Origin of the sequence: Bifidobacterium myosotis (genome assembly GCF_002259745.1) — a bacterium.
Lineage (GTDB): Bacteria > Actinomycetota > Actinomycetes > Actinomycetales > Bifidobacteriaceae > Bifidobacterium > Bifidobacterium myosotis.
This window is the reverse complement of the sequence record NZ_MWWW01000027.1, coordinates 11,913-29,639: the sequence shown is the minus strand read 5'-3', so window position 1 is coordinate 29,639 and position 17,727 is coordinate 11,913. Positions and strand designations below refer to the sequence as shown.

Genomic DNA, 17,727 nt, shown 5'->3' with positions numbered 1-17,727 from the left:
ACCCCCGGTCGACGTCGGCCGAGGGTATTGCGATGATGAACAGGGAAGCCCGTCGCGCACTTGGTGAGTCGCTACCGACGCGTCCCCGCCGGACTCACTGACGGTGCTCGAGCACCTCGTCCACGATGCCGTATTCCTTGGCTTCGGGCGCGGTCAGGAAGGTATCCACCTCGATGTCGCGGCGAATCTTCTCCACATCCTGACCGGTGTGCTTGGCGAGCGTGTTCTCGAGCCACTCACGCATGCGCAGCATCTCGCGAGCCTGGATCTCGATCTCGGTGGCCTTGCCGAAGCCCTGGTCGATGGCCGGCTGATGGATGAGCACACGGGCGTTCGGCAGCATGAGACGCTTGCCCTTGGCACCGGAGGCCAGCAGGATGGCCGCCGCGGAGGCCGCCTGGCCGAGGCAGACGGTCTGCACGTCCGGCTTGATGTACTGCATGGTGTCGTAGATGGCGGTCATGGCCGTCATCGAACCGCCGGGCGAGTTGATGTACATCATCACGTCGCGGTTCGGGTCCTGCGATTCGAGGACCAGCAGCTGGGCCATCACATCGTCGGCGGAGGCGTCGTCCACCTGCACACCGAGGAAGATGATGCGATCCTCGAACAGACGGGAGTAGGCGTCCTGGGTCTTCATGCCATACGGGGTCTTCTCCACGAACTGCGGCATGACGTAACGGCTGGTCGGCATCGCCGCATCGCGCGCGGCGCGGGCCGCCGCCGGCATGAATCCGGCCACGCCACGGGCGCCGGCCAGACGGTCGGCGCGGGCCGCGAACTTCGCTTCTTCACTTGCCATGATGCTCACTCCCCCTGCTTGGTGTCGTTGCCGATGGTGTCCGGCGTGGTCACGAGCTTGTCGACGAAGCCGTAGTCCAGCGCCTCCTTGGCGGTGAACCAGTGGTCGTACTCGTTGTCGCGATAAATCTCCTCGACCGTGTGACCGGTCTGCTCGGCGGTCAGCTCGGCCATGGTCTTCTTCATGTCCATGATGAGCTCGGCGTTGATGCGCACATCGGTGGTGGTGCCGCCGATGCCGCCGGACGGCTGGTGCATGAGCACACGGGCGTGCGAGGTCAGGTAGCGCTTGCCCTTGGTGCCGGAGCTCAGCAGGAACTGGCCCATGGAGGCGCACATGCCCAGACCCACGGTGGCCACGTCCGGCTCGATGAGCTGCATGGTGTCGTAGATGGCCATGCCGGCGGTGATGGAGCCGCCCGGGGAGTTGATGTACAGCCAGATGTCCTTCTTCGGGTCCTCGGCGGCCAGCATCAGCAGCTGGGCGCAGATGCGGTTGGCCATATCGTCCTTGACCTCTTCACCCATCCAGATGATGCGGTCCTTCAGCAGACGGTTGAAAATCGGGTCGACGGGGCCGGCCGGGACGTCATCGCCCGCCATGACCGGCAAGGTCGCAAAGGTATTGCTCACCTTGATTCTCCTTAACTCAAAACTCGAACATTGTTCAGACTACCGCCTTGAAGCGACCGGCAACGGCTTTCATCCCGATTTCGGCGGCCAGCGTAGGCGACCGCAGCCACGGTACGCGACCGCAGCCACCGTACGCGACCGCGACCGTTCACCGCCAGTCGCGACAAACCGCCAGTCGCACAAACCGCCAGCCATACAGGCATCCGCAGACTCCGGCATCCGGCTATTCCAACGTGTCGAGCACGTCGTCGATGAGAAGCCGCTCCTGTGTGCGGGCGCCGTCATTCTTGAGCCGCGGGAACCGTCGTTCGGCGTTGGCCGGGCTGGCGCCGGCCGCGCGGGCGACGTTCGACTTGCTGGAGCCGTGCGCCACGGCCTTCTCCGCGAGCCGGTCGACCAGCGAATCGGAGACCTGCCGCATCCGCTCGGCCACCCACAACTGGGCCATGTCCTGACTCAGTCCGTAATCCTCGGCTAGTTCGCTGGAGGCCTCCTGGATGGCGGCCCACAGCACCATGAACGGCTTGCGGTAATAGGCGATCTGCTCGTTCAGCGGCTCGCCATCGATCGCCGCCAAAGCCTTGCGGTCCTCGGTGTTCTCGGACATATACCTCCTAAGCCCTTCCTTGAACCGCAGTCTCACCCGAGGCGGCATCCCCCGGCGGCATCGCGTTCTCCCGGACCCTACGGATGCAGAGCACCAAGTCCAGAGCCTGCTTGGAATCGAACAGTTTGAACAGCGGGCGTGGCCTGTCGAACGGTGGTTTGCCCAACTGTTCGGGGTCGAGGTAGCCGTTGCATTCGATGTAGTCTACGACCGTGTGCAGGAAGGCGATTTGCGCCTGATTGAGCGTGTGCGAGTTGATGAACTCCGCGAACGCATCCATCGCCGCCTGATGGTCGAGTTTGGCGATACGCCGGACCAACAGCCCGAATGGCAACGGCCCGAACGACGTCTCGTATTCGATTCGGGAACCGAGCTTATGCACGAGGATACGTTCGAGCTCACTGTAGTCATCGGCGTCCAGCGGCTCGTTATAGCGCAGTTTGCGAATCGCGCCCTCGTTGTTATGGGCATTGATGTACCGGTTGACCTTGAGCTTGTAGTCCTCGTAATGCTCAGCCATGTCGAACGGCTGGTTTTCCGTACGTTCGATCAGCGGATCGGTCAGGTCGGTGACGATGACCTTACGCGCGCCGGAATCCGCCACGAACTGTATGAGGCCGCGTAGCTGCAGCCGCAACTGTTCCAGTCCGGTCACCGATAGCCCGGTCAGAAACGCATCATCGTGTGCGATTGAGCCAATCAGTTCCTTATGCTCATGCACTTGTGGAATGGTCATGCGCTCGTTGAGCTTTGCGGCGAGCGCACGGATTTTCGTGGCATACGCCGCGCCTGACGAAGCGCCGGACGACGCGCCCGATGCGACGTCGGAGTCCCCTGCCATGGCGGAAGCCCCTGCCGCAACGGCGACCATGAACCCGTACATCAGCGCATCGAACCGCAGCGCGTACACGTCGGGATCGTCGTAATGGGCCAGCGGAGCGAGCTCCGTGACGAGTTCGCGCACATTGAGCTCGTCCAGCGCATCGAACGCCTCGCGATTGCGATACCGTTCGACGTATTCGCGCTTGAGTCGCACGGCGACTTTGCTTGCATCCCACGATCCGATCTGGCCGCACAGGTCGTCCACCAGCGCCGCACGCCATTCGCCTACCTGCTGGTCATCGGCGTACGCGCCGGATTGGAAGGCCCGCGCGAGCTCGGCCTTACGGGCGAAAATCCGCTCGCTGATCGAGACGGCCGGCTTATCCTCGACCGTATTCGTCTGTTCGCGGAAGAACGCGAAGTTGCCGCAGTAGTCGAAGATCTTGAAATACTGCTTGCCAAAGTATTCCTCGCCGCCGTCCACGCAGTCGAGGTCGGCGCACAGTCTGGTGCCGCGGCCGATCATCTGCCAGAATTTGATCTTGGACCGCACTTTTTTGAAGAACACGAGGTTGACGACTTCGGGCACATCCACGCCGGTGTCCATCATATCGACGGAGACGGTGATGACCGGATTCTGTTTGTTCTTGAATTCGTCGATGATGCTGTGTGCGTAATCCTCGCTGTGCAGCACGGCTTTGATGAACCCGTCCGCCGATTCCTTGGGATAGAGCCGCGCATACCGCTCGACGATGTACCGCGCATGCACCTGATTGGACGCGAAGATGATGGTTTTGCCGAGCCGCTCGCCTCCGTCGGTGCGAATGCCGTTATCGTGCAGATCCTGCAGAACGGTATCGACGGTCTCCGGGTTCATCACATAGGTATTGAGCGCTGAGGCGTCGATATGCGGGGGGATATCGGACTTGCCGTCATCGCCGTCCACGTCATCGCCGAAGTCCTCTTCGTATCGTTCCTTGTCGCTGTCGGACAGGTCGTCGTAGGTGATGCCTTCGTCGATGAACTTGGTTTTGGCCTCGATGTTGCGGTACGGCACAAGTACGCGGTCCTTGAGCGCGGTCGCGTACTCGTAGACGTAGGTGGGCACGCCATGCTGCACTTGGAAGAAGTCGTAGGTGTTGCGGTCCACCTCATTGCGGGGCGTGGCGGTCAGCCCCACCATGATCGCGTCGAAGTGGTCGAAGATCACCTTGTATTTCTTGAAGATCGACCGATGCGCCTCATCCACGATGATCAGGTCGAAGTGTCCGGCCGAGAACACGGACTTGCCGTCCGCGCCGGCCTCCGTGTCGATAGCGTTGATCATGGTCTGGTAGGTGGAGAACACCACGCTCGCGTCAGCATCATGCTTGTTCTTGCACAGGTTGCACAACCACCAGTTGGGATAGTATTCGCCGTACGCACTGTTCGCCTGCGAGACGAGTTCGAGACGGTCGGCGAGGAACAACACGTTCTTGACGAGTTTCGCGCGCATGAGTACGTCCGCGAGCGCCGCCGAAACGCGTGTCTTGCCGGTGCCGGTGGCCATGACGAGCAGGCTGCGGCGCTGGCCCTGGTTGAGATTGTCGCAAACGGCCTGGATGGCTTCGAGCTGGTAGTATCGGCCGTCACCACCGGCGACCGCCCGGTTGACGGGAACAGTGGACGGGTCGATGGGGTTGTCGCGACGGTCGATGATGCGCTGCAGATCGTCCTGGGCGAACACTTCGCCGACTTCGCGGTATGAGCCGTTGGCGTCGTCCACGATGTAGGTGCGGTATCCGTTTGACAGGAAGATGAGCGGACGGTAACCGAACTGCCGCTCGAGACAATCGACGTACAGCCGGGCCTGTTGCAGACCTTTCGCCGGATCGTATGAGGTGCGTTTCGCCTCGATGATGGCGAGCGGCCGCCCGTCACGGCCGTTGAGCAGGTAGTCGATGCGTCCCTGTTGACCGGGGTTGCCTTCCATGCCGGTGACGGGATATTCGGCGATGACGTCGCGCTGCATGTTCCAGCCGACGAGTTGCAGGTCGAGGTCGATGAAACGGCGGCGGGTCTCGGCCTCGCTGAGCGCATCGGCAGGAGGCTGGGGCATGGGCGGCTGTTCGGCCTTGCGTGCGGCGAGCTGCTCGCTCAGCGCACGGATGTGCTGTTCGAGTTCGGCGATGTGCTTGGTCTGCTCGCCGAGTTGCGCTTCATACTCTTTACGGGCGGCGTCTTCCTGCGCCTTGCGCTGTTTGGCGGCGAGCATATGCTGCACGGCGGGGACCTGCGCAGGGTCGAACTCTCGCTTCTGGTACTGGCTGCCGTAGCTGTAGTCGATCCATTGGATGAACTGGAAGAGTATCCGCAGGGAGTACATCGCGTTTTCTGGTTTGAGCTGCGTATTGCGATGGGCGGCCGCATTGCCGGCCTTGATGATGTACCGTAAGGATTCCCACAGGCGGTTGTCCGCCAGCGCGTCGCGGAACGTCGGCTCATGGATCAGCGATTGCAGGTTATCTTTATAGGGCGGTTTGATGGTCTCGTCCGCGGCGTACACCCATTTGACGGCCAGCTCAAACGCGCGTCTGGCGGCCAGTGCGCTGATGGTGGGCGATAGCGACAACGCCCGTTCCGCGTCCATGCACGCCCCGGCGAACATCTCATAATTGCCCTGCCCGATGAGGAACGAGAAATTGGCCATCGCCACCTCCGCCGGATTGCACATTTCACGCCGTTCTTGGTTGCATATTGTACGCGTTCCGCCGTCTTGCTTAGGAACCCATAGGATTCATCGAAACCTAACGATTTTTTCGAATATTTCGTTTGCTGATATGATATGAGGGCAATTCATCAAACAATGCATAGGTCCAGAGAGGCGATTCACTATGGGGGCACGCAGTCTTTCCAACGACGCCGCGACGTATCTTCCCAACGCGGAGGATCGCCGCCAACTTATCGACATTAAGGAAGCGCTTTCTCAAATCACACAGGAGACAGCCGACACCGCGTTTGACGATATGTCGAACGACAAGGACTTCCCCGTAGCAACGCTGAAGGTTCCCGGATCTCCGGCTCGACCGCTGACCCCGGAGCTGGCGGATGCGCTACTGCAAGTCGCCGACCAGCTGGCTAGGGGACGTGCTGTGTTCGTCGCGCCATATGATACGGTGCTCACCACGCAGGATGCCGCTGATTTTCTCGGCGTTTCACGTCCCACGCTGGTAAAGATGCTGGAGAATGGGGCAATACCGTTCAAGAGGATAGGACGTCATCGTCGTGTGTTGCTAGCCGACCTGCAGCAGTACATGAGCAACAGGCACCGCGAGAACATGAATATGTTCGACGACCTTGCCGCCGACATGGATCCTCGAGCAACCCTCGATAATCCTCTGGTCTCCTGAATGTTATGTTCGGCTATGGCAAAGGCGAGTCATGAGTTTCCCAGTCTTCTTCGATACTTGTAGCCTCTTCGGCGAAATCGTCAATGATTTGGTGCTTCGTCTCGCCGAAGAGCGCTTCTTCACCCCATATTGGTCGCAAACCGTACTCGAAGAGCTTCGCAAGAACCTCGCGCCTCGCATCGGCGAACATCGGGCGGACCGGCGTATCCATGCCATGACGACGGCGTTCCCCGATGCGATGGTTACTGGTTACGAAAGCTTGATTCCGAATATGACCTGCGATAGCAAGGATCGTCACGTACTCGCCGCGGCAGATCACTCCCCAGCACAAACACTGGTGACGTTCAACCTCAGAGATTTCCCGAAATCATCAACTGTTCCTCTGCACATCGAGGTCAAGCACCCTGACGATTTCCTATTGGATGTACTTGACCTCGATCCCGGAAGGGTCTCAACGGTTTGTTATGACGCGCTTATCAGCTATAAGGCATACCCGCAGACACCCGAGGACTATGCGTATATGCTTCAACGCTGTGACCTCCCCCGGTTCTCCAAACAGCTTTACCCAATTCTGGATGCGCTCTACGAACAAAGCCAATAATGCACTGTTGCTTCGGCTTTTCCAAGGTGGCGTTCAGGTCAGAAGACGATAAGCGAAATAGATGGTGGCGGACGAAGGTGTAGATACTTCGTCCACCACCACTGCTGTTTATTGAGCAAAGTAGCGCTGGGCGAGGCTGTCGTAGAGGGTGTTGAGACGGTCGAGCTGCTGGCGGGTGGTGGCCTTGAGGGATTCGACCTGTGTGACGAACTCGGCGAACTCGTTTTGGATGGCGAGGGGCACATTAGGAACGGCAACCGAGCCAAGCACATCAGTATCTAGCTTTTTGGTACCGTGCGCCGATTGTCCAGTCTCAGCCAACAGCATTTTCTCCTGATTACGCAATGCAGATGCGAGGAATACTGCATTGTATTCTCTTTTGGGAATCATCGCCTTCAAATCCTGATTGATTGTCGCCGCAGTTTTCACAATCGCGACGGGAACATTATGAGCAAGAATCATTCCACGAACGACGACGACAACTGTATCTTCCGGAATTAATTTCAGATTAGTTCTCTCAGTGATTTCATCATTGACATGATCGATTGAGTCCCAAAGCATAGGGCTCTTGATATCTTTCGGGCTAAACCACGGCAATGAACCGTCCCAGTATTCAGGATTCTTTTTCGAGGGAGTCCCGCCACTATAGAAATCACAAAAATCAAGAAGTGCGCACGTAGGCTGACTGTCAAACATCTCGACGAAGCGGGATTGGATGAGTTCGTCGGCTCTGGCGAGTATCTGCTCGGCCAAGGCTATTTCATCCTGAATAGTATCAAAGGATTCAGCTATCTGACACTGATGTTCATAATCAGGAATAATAAATGAGCATTCTTTCAACCATTTAAAGTGGCGTGTATATTGCTTGCTACCGGGCAGATTTGCAGCATAATACTTCAATGCATGAAAGAGAAAACGCAGATTGTCATTTCGAACTTGTCGAAGAATCTTTGTTCCATCAGCACCAATGAAAAACGGTGTATCTGCATATTTGATTGCGCATGTGTGGTCGCCAAATACAATAGCCGGTACATCCATGAACAATCCATCCCGAATATCAGAATAACCAGCAATAGCACTCTGACCCTGATCAATGATTGGATTAATTCCCTTGGGCTGATATTCCTTTGCCGGTATCTTAGTGGCTTTCCGAGTTACATCAGAGAATACATCCTTGAAAGCTAACTGCTCCCCCATCACTCACCATCTTTCGCGAGCATGGCATCGAGGGAGTTGAGACCGTCCACGAACTTGGCATTGAGTTCGCGTAGTTCGGCCATGAGCTGGCTGGTTGGCGGGTATTCCTTCTTCTCGTATTCGACTTTCACATACTTGTTGAAGCTGAAGTCGTAATCCTGTTCGGCGATGTCGTCGCGGGTGACGAAGAAGCTCTGCTCGGTGCGTTCGCGCGAAGTCTCCGCATCCAAGTGTGCCCAGCGCTCAAGAATATCCGGAATATCGTTATGCGTCGGGTCCTCGTCGCGCTTGTCATCCAGCGTGAAGCCGTCATGCTCCATGTTGTACAGCCACACTTTATCGGTGCTGTTCGGCGCATCGGTTTTCGTGAACACGAGAATCGCGGTGCTGACTCCGGAATACGGCTTGAACACGCCGGAAGGCATGTAGATGATTGCCTCCAGACGCTGATGCTCCACCAGTTCGCGGCGCAGTTCACGATACGCCTTCGCATTGGAACGGAACAGCACGCCGTTCGGTACGATGCACGCGCACCGGCCACCGAGCTTCAGCATGCGCAGGAACAAGGCCACGAACAACAGTTCCGTCTGCTTGGTCTGGACGATCGACTTCAACGAATCGTCGATGTCCTCCACGTCCAGCGAGCCAGTGAACGGCGGATTCGCGAGGATTACATCGAACCGGCTACGAATCGTGTTCAGCCTCGACAAACTGTCCTGATTGCGCACGTCGGGATTCTCCACACCATGCAACAGCAGGTTCATCGCGGAAATACGTACCATCGTTTGATCGGTGTCGAATCCAGTGAACTGTTCGCCCTCAAACAGATTCCACTCCTCAGCGCTCATCGCATCACCATGATGGGCGCGAATCCATTCGGCGGCGGAGATCAGGAATCCAGCCGTGCCGCACGCCGGGTCGCCGATTAGCTGTCCGGGTTTCGGATCGAGGAGGCCGACCATCAAATCACGGATATGCTTGGGCGTGCGGAACTGTCCGTTCGCGCCGGCAGTGTTGAGCTTGCTCAGCATGTACTCGTACAGGTCACCCAGATCGTCCTGATCCTTGACGACGTTCGTCAGCAAATCATCGATGCCGGCAACCGCACGCTCCAGCGTCTTCGGCTTGTTGAACCCGAACGAGGCGTCCTCCATGCTTTCGGCAAACGCATTGCCGGTATGCAGCGTCTTCAGGAATGGGAACACCTGCTGGGAGACGACGACGAACATCTGCTCTGCCGGCAGGTTCTTGAACCTGCTCCACCGCAGTGCCTGGCCTTCCGGTGTCTGCGGGAACGTGAGCTTGGCGGCCGGCACTCCAGTGAGCTGCGCCATGTGCTCGTTCTCAAGCTCCCTGTCGTCCAGCGACTTCATGAACATGAGATACGTGAGCTGGCTGATCACCTCAAGCGGATTGGTGATGCCGCCCTCCCACATGCGTTGCCAGATGTCATCGACCTTGCTTTTCGTGGCCCCGGTGATCATGAGCGCCTTTCCGTTCGTCCCATCACAATTGGATATTCCTCATTACTGTACCGGATGTCCGGTGGTCTCCCGGCGTTTCATGCCGTCCAGCACCCACTTGGAGACCAACGCGGAGGAGGCCACGGCCAGACCGACCGGCACGAAGAACGTGATCGGCGCCTCGGTCAGCTCCATCACGAGGCACATGGCCATGAGCGGGGCCTGCTGGGATGCGGAAAGCAGGGCGGCCGCGCCGATCAGCGCGCAGGCGGTGACCGAATCGGCGGGGAAGGCGAACATCCAGACAAGCCCCAGCATCGCGCCGAGCGTCGATCCCAATGCGATGCCCGGCTGCAGCACGCCGCCGGACGCGCCGGAGCGGATGGTCATCAGCGTGATCAGCGCCTTGGCCACGAACGTCAGTGCCAGCACGGCCAGAATCATCCCGACATGGGAAAGCGTCAGCACCGTGCCGGCGTTGGGGGCGAGGCCGGAACCGAAATCGAGCCACGAGCCGGCACCTGTGCCAGTGACGGACGCGCCCGAAGCCGCAACGGTACCGGACGCATCGGCGGATGCGCCACCGGCGACCGCGCTATCGGCAACGACGCCACTCCCCCCGCTCAGCAGCGTCCACGGCGACGCGGCGGCCGATGCCGGCGACTGCACGGCACCCGAAGTGCCGGCGACCTCGGGAATGAACGTGCTGAATCCGAGCTGCGCGGCGGCACGACCATTGCCCATCACCTGCGGCACGAACACCGCCACCAGACCGGTCACCAGACCGGCGAGCGGCATCTGCCACAGAATCGCCCGGCCCGAGGGCTTGTGCGCCTCCGCCCACGAGGAGCCCTTGCGGAACAGCGCACCCACCGCGCCGCATGCCGCGCCGCACAGCAGGGCGAACAGCATCAGTGTCGGCGTGGAGGAGGGCTGCATCGCGGTGATGTCGTAGAACGTGTGATGCCCTTTGATGGAGGCCGCCACGAATGCCGCCACTGCCGACATGCCCAGACCGAACGCCACCTTCTCGATGGTCACGTCCACCAGCAGAATCTCCACGGCGAAGAACATGCCCGCCAGCGGCGCGTTGTAGACGCCGCCGAGGCCGGCACCCGCCGCGACCGCCACCACCATACGGCGGTCGATGCCACTATCGCCCTCGATATGCAGCAGATTGCAGAACCGCTGGGCGAGCATCGCACCGAGCTCGCGCGGGGCGACCTCCCGGCCGATCGACGCGCCGGAGCCCACGATGAAGATCTGCAACACCACATGCAGCACGGTCTGCCATACCGGCATTCGCTCCCCCGCCACGGCTTTCTTGACCGAGGGGACCTTGGCGGTTTTGTGGCGCAGCAGATACCAGATCACGCCGGCGACCGTCATGCCGAGCGTCACCGAGATTGCACGGCGGATTGCTGGAACGCCGAACGGTCCGGGCAGTTCTGAACCTTCGATGTAGCCGAGCATCACATGTTCGACACCGTACAGCAGCAGCGTCAGCAGTCCGGCACCCGCGCCGATGACCGCCCCCAGCACCAGCACGGCGAGGATAATCCAGCCGAGGCGTTTTCCATCGAGTTGTGCGTTCGTCTGTGTATGTGTCATTGCGCCAACTCCTCATGCTTTGTCTTGTTTGCCGTCTGACTCTATAGTTCTCGTTCCGAAAGCGACCCGTGAAGGGTAGGAGCATACTGGGCGTCCGTAGGAACGGAATCGTCATGTGCTCCATCGCAAGACTACCCCCTCAGTCGGCTTCGCCGACAGCTCCCCCCGATAGGGGCGCCGAATATAACAGAGCCCGGAACCTTGGGCAGGTTCCGGGCTCGAACGATCACGCTAGCGCGCGAAAGTTATGCTCACTCGGCGTCGGCCGGCTTGTCCTCGTCGGACTTGGACAGCTCGTCGGCCACGGCGGCAGCGGCGGAGGCGGCCTCGACAGACTCGGACTCCTCATCCTCGGCGGCCTCGCCCAGGAAGGCGGAGAGGTCCACGACCTCGCCGTCGGCGGTGAACTTCACGGCGCGCATACCGGCGAGCAGGCCCTTGGAGCGGCCCACTTCCTGCACGGCGGAACCGAGCTGGCCGTTCTTGATGATGGCCTGGATGAAGGCGTTCGGATCCATGCCGTACTGCTGGGCGATGGAGGCGAGGAAGTTGAACACGTCGGCCTGGGAGACCTTGACGTCCAGCTTCTGGGCCAGGGCGTCCAGAACCATCTGGTCACGCAGGTCCTTCTCAACGTTCTTCTCGGCCTCGGCCTTCTGCTCGTCGGTGGCCTTCTCCGGGTCCGGGGTCATGCCCTTGAGCTGCTCCTCGACCATCTTGTCCTTGACGCCCTTCGGCACCGGAATCTCCAGGCCCTCCTGCAGCTTGGCGATGAAGGCGTCGCGGGCCTCGGTGGCCTGACGGCCTTCGGCATCCTGGCCGGCGGCCTTGCGGATGTCGGCCTTGAGCTCGTCCAGAGTGTCGAACTCGGAAGCCTCGGAAGCGAACTCGTCGTTCAGCTCCGGCAGCTCCTCGGCCTTGACGGAGTTGACCTTGACCTTGACCTGGGCCTTCTCACCCTCGTGCTCGCCGGCTTCCAGCGTGCCCTCGAAGGTGGTCTCCTCGCCGGCGGACAGGCCGTCAAGGGCCTCATCCAGACCGTCGAGCATGGTGTTGGAGCCGAGCTCGTAGCTCACACCCTCCTGGGAATCGACGACCTCGCCGTTGATCTCGGCGCTCAGGTCGATGTTGGCGAAGTCACCCTTGGTGGCCGGGCGATCCACGCCGACCAGGGTGCCGAAGCGCTGGCGCAGGGCCTCAAGACGCTTCTCCACGTCCTCGTCCTTGACCTCCGGCTTGGCGATGGCGATCTCCATGCCGTCGATCTCAGGCAGCTCGAAGTCCGGGCGACGCTCCACGGTGGCGGTGAACTTCAGCTTGGTCTCATCCTTGGCGGACTGCGGAACCTCCTGCACGTCGAACTCCGGCTGGTCCATCGGGTGGATCTGCTTCTCCTCCAGGGCCTTGGAGTACAGCTCCGGCACGGCGTCGTTCACGGCCTCGCCGGCGACGGCGGCAAAGCCGATGCGCTGGTCGATGATCTTGCCGGGCACGTGGCCCTTACGGAAGCCGGGAACGTTCACCTGCTTGGCGATTTCCTTGCGAGCCTTGTCCAGGAACGGGTCAAGCTCTTCCGGGTCGACGGTGATGGTGAGCTTCACCTTGGTGGGCTCGAGGTTACGAACGCTGATCTTCACGCTAATGACTCCTCAAAAGTCGTTTTTCTTAACAATCTGCCGTAAGGCAACCTCTATATGATAGCGCTAGTTACGGACGGTGCGATAAGCCGCACCTGCCAGTTTCTCGCTCCCTGTTGGGCGAGGAACTCCTCCACGTCCAGATCGGAGACGTTTTCGCTCCAGCACAGGTTGCGCAGAATCTGCGGCTTGATGACGATTTCGGGCGGCGTGCGGGTGTCCTCGGCGATCTGGTTGACCACCCGACGCACGCGCTGCAGCCGTTCGTACCGGTCGGGATGACGCTGCTGCCACAGGCGCATGGAGCGCGGCGCGTTGGCCACCATGCCGTTCTCGTCCTGATCGGGCGCGGGCATGGACGGCCACTGCGAGGGCTTCAGCGCCATGGCGCGGTCGATGGCGGCCTTCCACACCTTGGGCTTGACCTCGCGCTGGATGGGCGCGTACCGCTCGAACATCTTGTCCTGTTCGGTGCCGGTGCGGATGCGCACCCGCTCGTTCAGCGACCGCAGCGCACGGAACTGGGCGGCGTTGTGCGGCTTGGCCGTGGCGGCCTCGATGATCGAGGCGTCGGTCAGCAGCAGGGTGGGGGCGATGTCGTAGCGCCGGGCGAGCCGGTCGCGTTCCTCCCACAGCGATTTGGCGATGGCGAGCCCGCGCGGGTCGCGGCTGAGCTGGGTGATGCGCGAGATCCGCAGCCACGGGATCGGATGGGGCTTTCTCGGGGCCAGTCCCTCCTCCAACGCATGCGCGAACTCCTCGGCGGCCCATGCGTCCTTGCCGTGGGCCTTCAGGTCCCGGCGCATGAGCGATTCGAGCTCGATGAGCACCTCCACGTCCAGCGCCGCATAGTTGCGCCAGTCGCGCGGTAGCGGACGGTAGGACCAGTCGGCGGCGGAATGCTCCTTGGCCAGCGTGATGCCGAGGTAGTGTTCGGTCACCGCGGCCAGGCCGAAGCGATGCAGGCCGAGCAGCCGCGCGGCGATCTCCGTGTCGAACAGGGCGCGGGGCTTCAAGCCGATGTCCGCGAATCCGGGCAGGTCCATCAGCGAATCGTGCAGGATCCAGACGGCGTCCCCCACCGCGTCGTTGAATTCGTCCCAGTCGGCCCCGGCCCGGGTCAGCGCCACCGGGTCGAACAGGGCGATGCCGGCGCCTTCTCGTTTGAATTGGATGAGCCAGTCCTCGTGGCCGTACCGGAATCCGGAGGCGCGTTCGGCGTCCGCCGCCAACGGACCGTCCGAAGCGGCCAGAGCCTCGCAGTACCGGTGATATTCGGCGAGTGTGGAGGTGACGTTGGGCACTCCCCCGCGTGGTTCCTTGAGCAACCGGGGTTCGGTCTCACGGACGTCGCTCACCTGCAGTCATCCTCCTCTGGACGGACGGTAGATCTGATGAAGGCGGCCCATGAGTTCACCTGGGCGCCGGCGTCCATCGTAGCGTCCGGCCCGGTCCCGTCAAGCGGCGTCCAGGACACGCGCATCTCGCAGCCGGAGCTGGGGGCCTCGTCGAGTCCGCCGAACGCGGTGTTGCGGGTCACAGTCACGGTGCCAGAGACGCTGTCCGGTTCGGCGTATTCCACGTAGTCGCACATGCCGTCCCAGTACATGCCGGGTGCGAGCGGGTCGTTCTCCCCCGCCTCCAGCGGCAGGCGTGCGAATCCCACGCACCGCCAGTTGGAATCCCAGCCGATGCGCGGCTCGCGGGAGTAGAGCACCATGAGCCATCCTGTGGCGAGCCGGGTTTGCAGCGGGTCACCGGTCCGATCATTCCGATCGTCGGGATCGCCGAAACCATCACGCCCGGACGCGCTGGCCTCCAATTCCACGCCGATGCCGAAATCGGCCAGAGTGGAGGGCACGGGTATCTCACGGTAACGCACATCGGCGAGACGGGGCATGGCGTCCACCGATTCGACGGCCGCCCACACCTCGTCCGGCACGCCGCGCGGGCGCACGGGATGCTGCGGCGCACCGGCTCCATCGCCAGGCCTCGTTGCCGCAGGAGTACCCGCCGGAAAAGCGAAGATCTCAGCCATATCATCAGGGTAAGGCAACGACGCCCGTTTCCCGGTATCGGCACGCTTTGCCGCCAAACATCTCTTGCTCTTCACCGGTCTTTACTGGGCACGGTTGCCCGCTTTACACCCGCACCTGCCCACCTATTCCGGTCATCGGTCATCTTGGATATTCCGGACATTCTGGGCATATACCCACCACCTGAAGGAACCCAAAATCGGTTCTGGGCATACACCTACCAGTTATCGGCGTTTTCACGCTCCTCGTGGTACGTACATGCCCAGAACCGTTTATTTGTTACGGTTATGCCCAGAATAACTGGTCGGTCGATGCCCAGAACTTGGTTTGGCGAAGCCTTGTGAGCCTTGTGTCTAGTACACGGTGAAGCCGTGGGCCTTGAACTGGTTGGCCACACGCTCGCGGGTCGCAGCGTTCGGGCCCTTCTGGTTCTCCAACGGGTACGGGATACGCAGCTCATGCCACTTCGGACGGCCAAGCTGATGGAAACCGAGCACATCGATGTGCTCCACGGCATCGCCGAACGTCTCGCAGATCTCAGCCACCTGCTCCACGTTCTCCTCGGAATCCGTCAGCCCCGGCACGAGCACGAAAAACAGCGCTACCACTGCACGCTTACTGCCCCAGTACCCGATTCCGGAACCGTATATTGATGATTACTTCCTCCTTCCCATACAACCGTTCCATCCGCTTTCTTAACGAAGAACTTATACTCGACTGTCATGCCTGCCGGAACACTTGCCATGACGAACCACGTCGGATAGTTCGGACAGACCAACGGCCCTATTGCCTCCGCCGTATCGGTGCTCCAATTGCCAAGTTCCGGTACATTACCTGTGAGATACACCTCATCACCATACGATGTGGAGGTATCCGTGACGGTAAAGGTCACCGCGGTCTGCGGTGCCGTTAATACGTGGTATGAAATCGCATTAGATTTCACCGATGCCGATGTGGTCAGAACAACATTCTGTGTTCCAGACGGAGTCTCAGCGGGAACCACAAAATCGACTTCCTCATCAGACCAGTACTTAATTTCAGCTGGGACACCGTCGACAAAAATCGTGCCTTCCTGTCCGCCAAAATTCTTGCCCGCAACGGATACGACATCGCCTGCATGTCCCATAGTGGGGCCGATATTACCGATCTGCGGAGAATCTGCGGCAGCCGCAGTATACGACCACACCGCCGACTGTCCACCTCGTAGAACATACTCACTTGCAATGTTCGCAGCATCTTCCGTCCCCGCGGAAACCTTAAGAGAACCTCCGCCGAGCCGTCCACCAAGGACATCATCATAGGTGCCAGCAGGAAGGGCCGTATAAAGATTCGAAAGAGTGTAAGAATCATTGCCCTTATTCACTGCGATAAGTACTACATCATCGTAAAAACGTCGTTCATACACGTACACGTCATCATTGATCCAACGCTCGGTCAAAGCCCCATATCGTAATGCAGGATTGCTTTTCCGCAAGTCTGAAAGCGCGCGAACAATCTTAAAGTTACGGGTGCTTTCGTCAAACGACGACATCGCCTGCCGATTATACGGATCCCCGCCAACTTGCCCGGAAGCGTTCGTTGAATCATTATGGCTATATTGCTCATCGCCGTAATAGATCGATGGGATGCCAGGCACCGTCATATTCACCACTGTTGCTTCGTCAAACAAAGTCTTGTCATCATTAATTGACAGGAAGCGAGAAACGTCATGCCCGTTGACGAAATTGACAAGCTGGTTAGACCAATCAAATGACGACTGCTGACGCTCCAAGGCGGAATTCAACTCCTTCATTGATGAGCCATAGGCAAAAACGTTACGTAAACTGCTGTTTAAATCAAAATTCTCAAGAGATTGACCACTGGCATTCGCGAACTTTACCTCATCGTTCCACAATGCAGATCCAGAAGTGTCTGCCCATTCACCAAAGATGAAAACACTGTGTTCATCATAGATATGATCAGCATAACTTTTCAGGAATCCGCTTGACATGTGTTTAACGGCATCCATACGAATACCATCCACCCCGTGCGAGGCCCATAAATCGATAGCATTTTCTAGATAAGTAGTTACCGCAGAATTTTCTTGAGCCAAGTCGGCAAGATTAAACAAATTCTTATATTGACTCTCATATCGATCACTGTAATTGGTTACACCGCCATTATGATGAAAATAACCATTTGGATCATTATTATAAGTTGCCAATTCTTTGCCTGATTCCAATAGTGCACCGTTCACACCATATGAAGAATCATTGACGTCTTCCGGAGATGTATGATTCGCCGCCCAATCCATGATTACTTTGATTCCATTCTTGTGAGCAGCGGAAATCATAGTATCAAAATCATTCCATGACCCAAAATGAGGATCAGGCACATAATAATCCATACCCCAATATCCATGATATCCAGCAGACAAGCCAGAAGAATCAGTCACGGGCGAGCTAATATTTTGCACCGGCGGAGAAATCCAAATAGCACCTACACCCAAATTCTTCAGATATGACATCTTTTCAGCAACACCGGCAAAATCACCACCCCAGTATAGTTGCCAGTTTGTCCTATCCGCACTATATTCCCCTATCGCAGACGCAGGGTTATTATTGCTAGAATCACCATCATAGAAACGATCTGTAATCAATTGATAAATCACATCGCCAGTCATATCTGCAGTGCTTGCTGGAACATTTGAAGAACTGCTTTGACTCGTAAACAACGGCTCTTCTGCCTGCACGATATTCGCTGGTAACCCTACAGCCAGCATCGTTCCGGACAGCGCAGTCACAATAATGGCATCAGACAGTTTCCGGAATAACGTATTTATTCTAGACATACTTCACCTCTATTTTCATGGAACTTCATTGTCCAAGGCAGCATTACCATGGGCAAAGTAATTAGCATTGAGTACCAGCAACATCAACAAGGACAGTTTT

Annotated in this window: 13 protein-coding genes and 1 pseudogene; 2 read left to right on the top strand and 12 right to left on the bottom strand. The window is 58.9% G+C overall.

Features of this window, described 5'->3' with window-relative positions; translation table 11 throughout:
* Positions 1-94: 94 nt before the first annotated feature.
* From BMYO_RS09795 to BMYO_RS09780, 4 genes are all read right to left on the bottom strand, one after another.
* Positions 95-802, bottom strand: a complete 708-nt coding sequence (locus BMYO_RS09795) for an ATP-dependent Clp protease proteolytic subunit (RefSeq protein ID WP_094668325.1) — start codon at positions 800-802, stop codon at positions 95-97.
* 5 nt (positions 803-807) lie between these two features.
* Entirely contained in the window at positions 808-1,434 is a 627-nt protein-coding gene (locus BMYO_RS09790) for an ATP-dependent Clp protease proteolytic subunit (protein ID WP_094668284.1), read from the bottom strand.
* Between the two features lie 223 nt (positions 1,435-1,657).
* Positions 1,658-2,041: a transcriptional regulator gene (locus BMYO_RS09785; protein WP_094668283.1), complete on the bottom strand. Its 384-nt coding sequence runs from the start codon at positions 2,039-2,041 to the stop codon at positions 1,658-1,660.
* Positions 2,042-2,048: 7 nt separating this feature from the next.
* A complete protein-coding gene (locus tag BMYO_RS09780) occupies positions 2,049-5,552 on the bottom strand; it encodes a DEAD/DEAH box helicase family protein (protein ID WP_094668324.1) in 3,504 nt (1,167 codons plus the stop codon).
* Between the two features lie 184 nt (positions 5,553-5,736).
* Between BMYO_RS09780 and BMYO_RS09775 the strand changes: the two genes are divergently transcribed.
* The gene (locus BMYO_RS09775; protein ID WP_094668282.1) at positions 5,737-6,252 is read left to right on the top strand and encodes a helix-turn-helix domain-containing protein; all 516 of its coding nucleotides are present in this window, start codon (positions 5,737-5,739) and stop codon (positions 6,250-6,252) included.
* A 31-nt stretch (positions 6,253-6,283) separates the two neighbouring features.
* A complete protein-coding gene (locus BMYO_RS09770; RefSeq protein WP_094668281.1) occupies positions 6,284-6,853 on the top strand; it encodes a PIN domain-containing protein in 570 nt (189 codons plus the stop codon).
* A 108-nt stretch (positions 6,854-6,961) separates the two neighbouring features.
* Here BMYO_RS09770 and BMYO_RS09765 read toward each other — a convergent pair whose 3' ends face one another.
* The 8 genes and pseudogenes from BMYO_RS09765 to BMYO_RS09730 form a co-directional block, all read right to left on the bottom strand.
* Positions 6,962-8,050: a restriction endonuclease subunit S gene (locus BMYO_RS09765; RefSeq protein WP_094668280.1), complete on the bottom strand. Its 1,089-nt coding sequence runs from the start codon at positions 8,048-8,050 to the stop codon at positions 6,962-6,964.
* Entirely contained in the window at positions 8,050-9,534 is a 1,485-nt protein-coding gene (locus BMYO_RS09760; protein WP_094668279.1) for a class I SAM-dependent DNA methyltransferase, read from the bottom strand. The genes BMYO_RS09765 and BMYO_RS09760 overlap by 1 nt, the downstream gene beginning before the upstream one ends.
* Before the next feature lie 42 nt (positions 9,535-9,576).
* Positions 9,577-11,124: a chloride channel protein gene (locus tag BMYO_RS09755; RefSeq protein WP_094668278.1), complete on the bottom strand. Its 1,548-nt coding sequence runs from the start codon at positions 11,122-11,124 to the stop codon at positions 9,577-9,579.
* A gap of 251 nt (positions 11,125-11,375) precedes the next feature.
* Positions 11,376-12,761, bottom strand: coding sequence for a trigger factor (gene tig, locus BMYO_RS09750; RefSeq protein WP_094668277.1), 1,386 nt, complete (start codon positions 12,759-12,761; stop codon positions 11,376-11,378).
* A 53-nt stretch (positions 12,762-12,814) separates the two neighbouring features.
* Entirely contained in the window at positions 12,815-14,119 is a 1,305-nt protein-coding gene (locus BMYO_RS09745) for an HRDC domain-containing protein (RefSeq protein ID WP_094668276.1), read from the bottom strand.
* Positions 14,116-14,799, bottom strand: coding sequence for a DUF3000 family protein (locus BMYO_RS09740; RefSeq protein WP_094668275.1), 684 nt, complete (start codon positions 14,797-14,799; stop codon positions 14,116-14,118). Before BMYO_RS09740 ends, BMYO_RS09745 begins: the two co-directional genes overlap by 4 nt.
* Before the next feature lie 351 nt (positions 14,800-15,150).
* Positions 15,151-15,390 (bottom strand): annotated as a pseudogene (locus BMYO_RS09735) (pyruvate formate-lyase-activating protein); the annotation flags it as partial.
* 8 nt (positions 15,391-15,398) lie between these two features.
* Complete coding sequence (locus BMYO_RS09730; RefSeq protein ID WP_211276850.1) at positions 15,399-17,627, bottom strand: alpha-amylase family glycosyl hydrolase; 2,229 nt, start codon at positions 17,625-17,627, stop codon at positions 15,399-15,401.
* Positions 17,628-17,727: the final 100 nt, after the last annotated feature.

Excerpts from the sequence above, each read along its gene's own strand:
- BMYO_RS09795 (WP_094668325.1), bottom strand. The coding sequence starts at position 802 with ATGGCAAGTGAAGAAGCGAAGTTCGCGGCCCGCGCCGACCGTCTGGCC.
- BMYO_RS09785 (WP_094668283.1), bottom strand. The coding sequence starts at position 2,041 with ATGTCCGAGAACACCGAGGACCGCAAGGCTTTGGCGGCGATCGATGGC.
- BMYO_RS09780 (WP_094668324.1), bottom strand. The coding sequence starts at position 5,552 with ATGGCCAATTTCTCGTTCCTCATCGGGCAGGGCAATTATGAGATGTTC.
- BMYO_RS09775 (WP_094668282.1), top strand. The coding sequence starts at position 5,737 with ATGGGGGCACGCAGTCTTTCCAACGACGCCGCGACGTATCTTCCCAAC.
- BMYO_RS09770 (WP_094668281.1), top strand. The coding sequence starts at position 6,284 with ATGAGTTTCCCAGTCTTCTTCGATACTTGTAGCCTCTTCGGCGAAATC.
- BMYO_RS09765 (WP_094668280.1), bottom strand. The coding sequence starts at position 8,050 with ATGGGGGAGCAGTTAGCTTTCAAGGATGTATTCTCTGATGTAACTCGG.
- BMYO_RS09760 (WP_094668279.1), bottom strand. The coding sequence starts at position 9,534 with ATGATCACCGGGGCCACGAAAAGCAAGGTCGATGACATCTGGCAACGC.
- BMYO_RS09755 (WP_094668278.1), bottom strand. The coding sequence starts at position 11,124 with ATGACACATACACAGACGAACGCACAACTCGATGGAAAACGCCTCGGC.
- BMYO_RS09740 (WP_094668275.1), bottom strand. The coding sequence starts at position 14,799 with ATGGCTGAGATCTTCGCTTTTCCGGCGGGTACTCCTGCGGCAACGAGG.
- BMYO_RS09730 (WP_211276850.1), bottom strand. The coding sequence starts at position 17,627 with ATGTCTAGAATAAATACGTTATTCCGGAAACTGTCTGATGCCATTATT.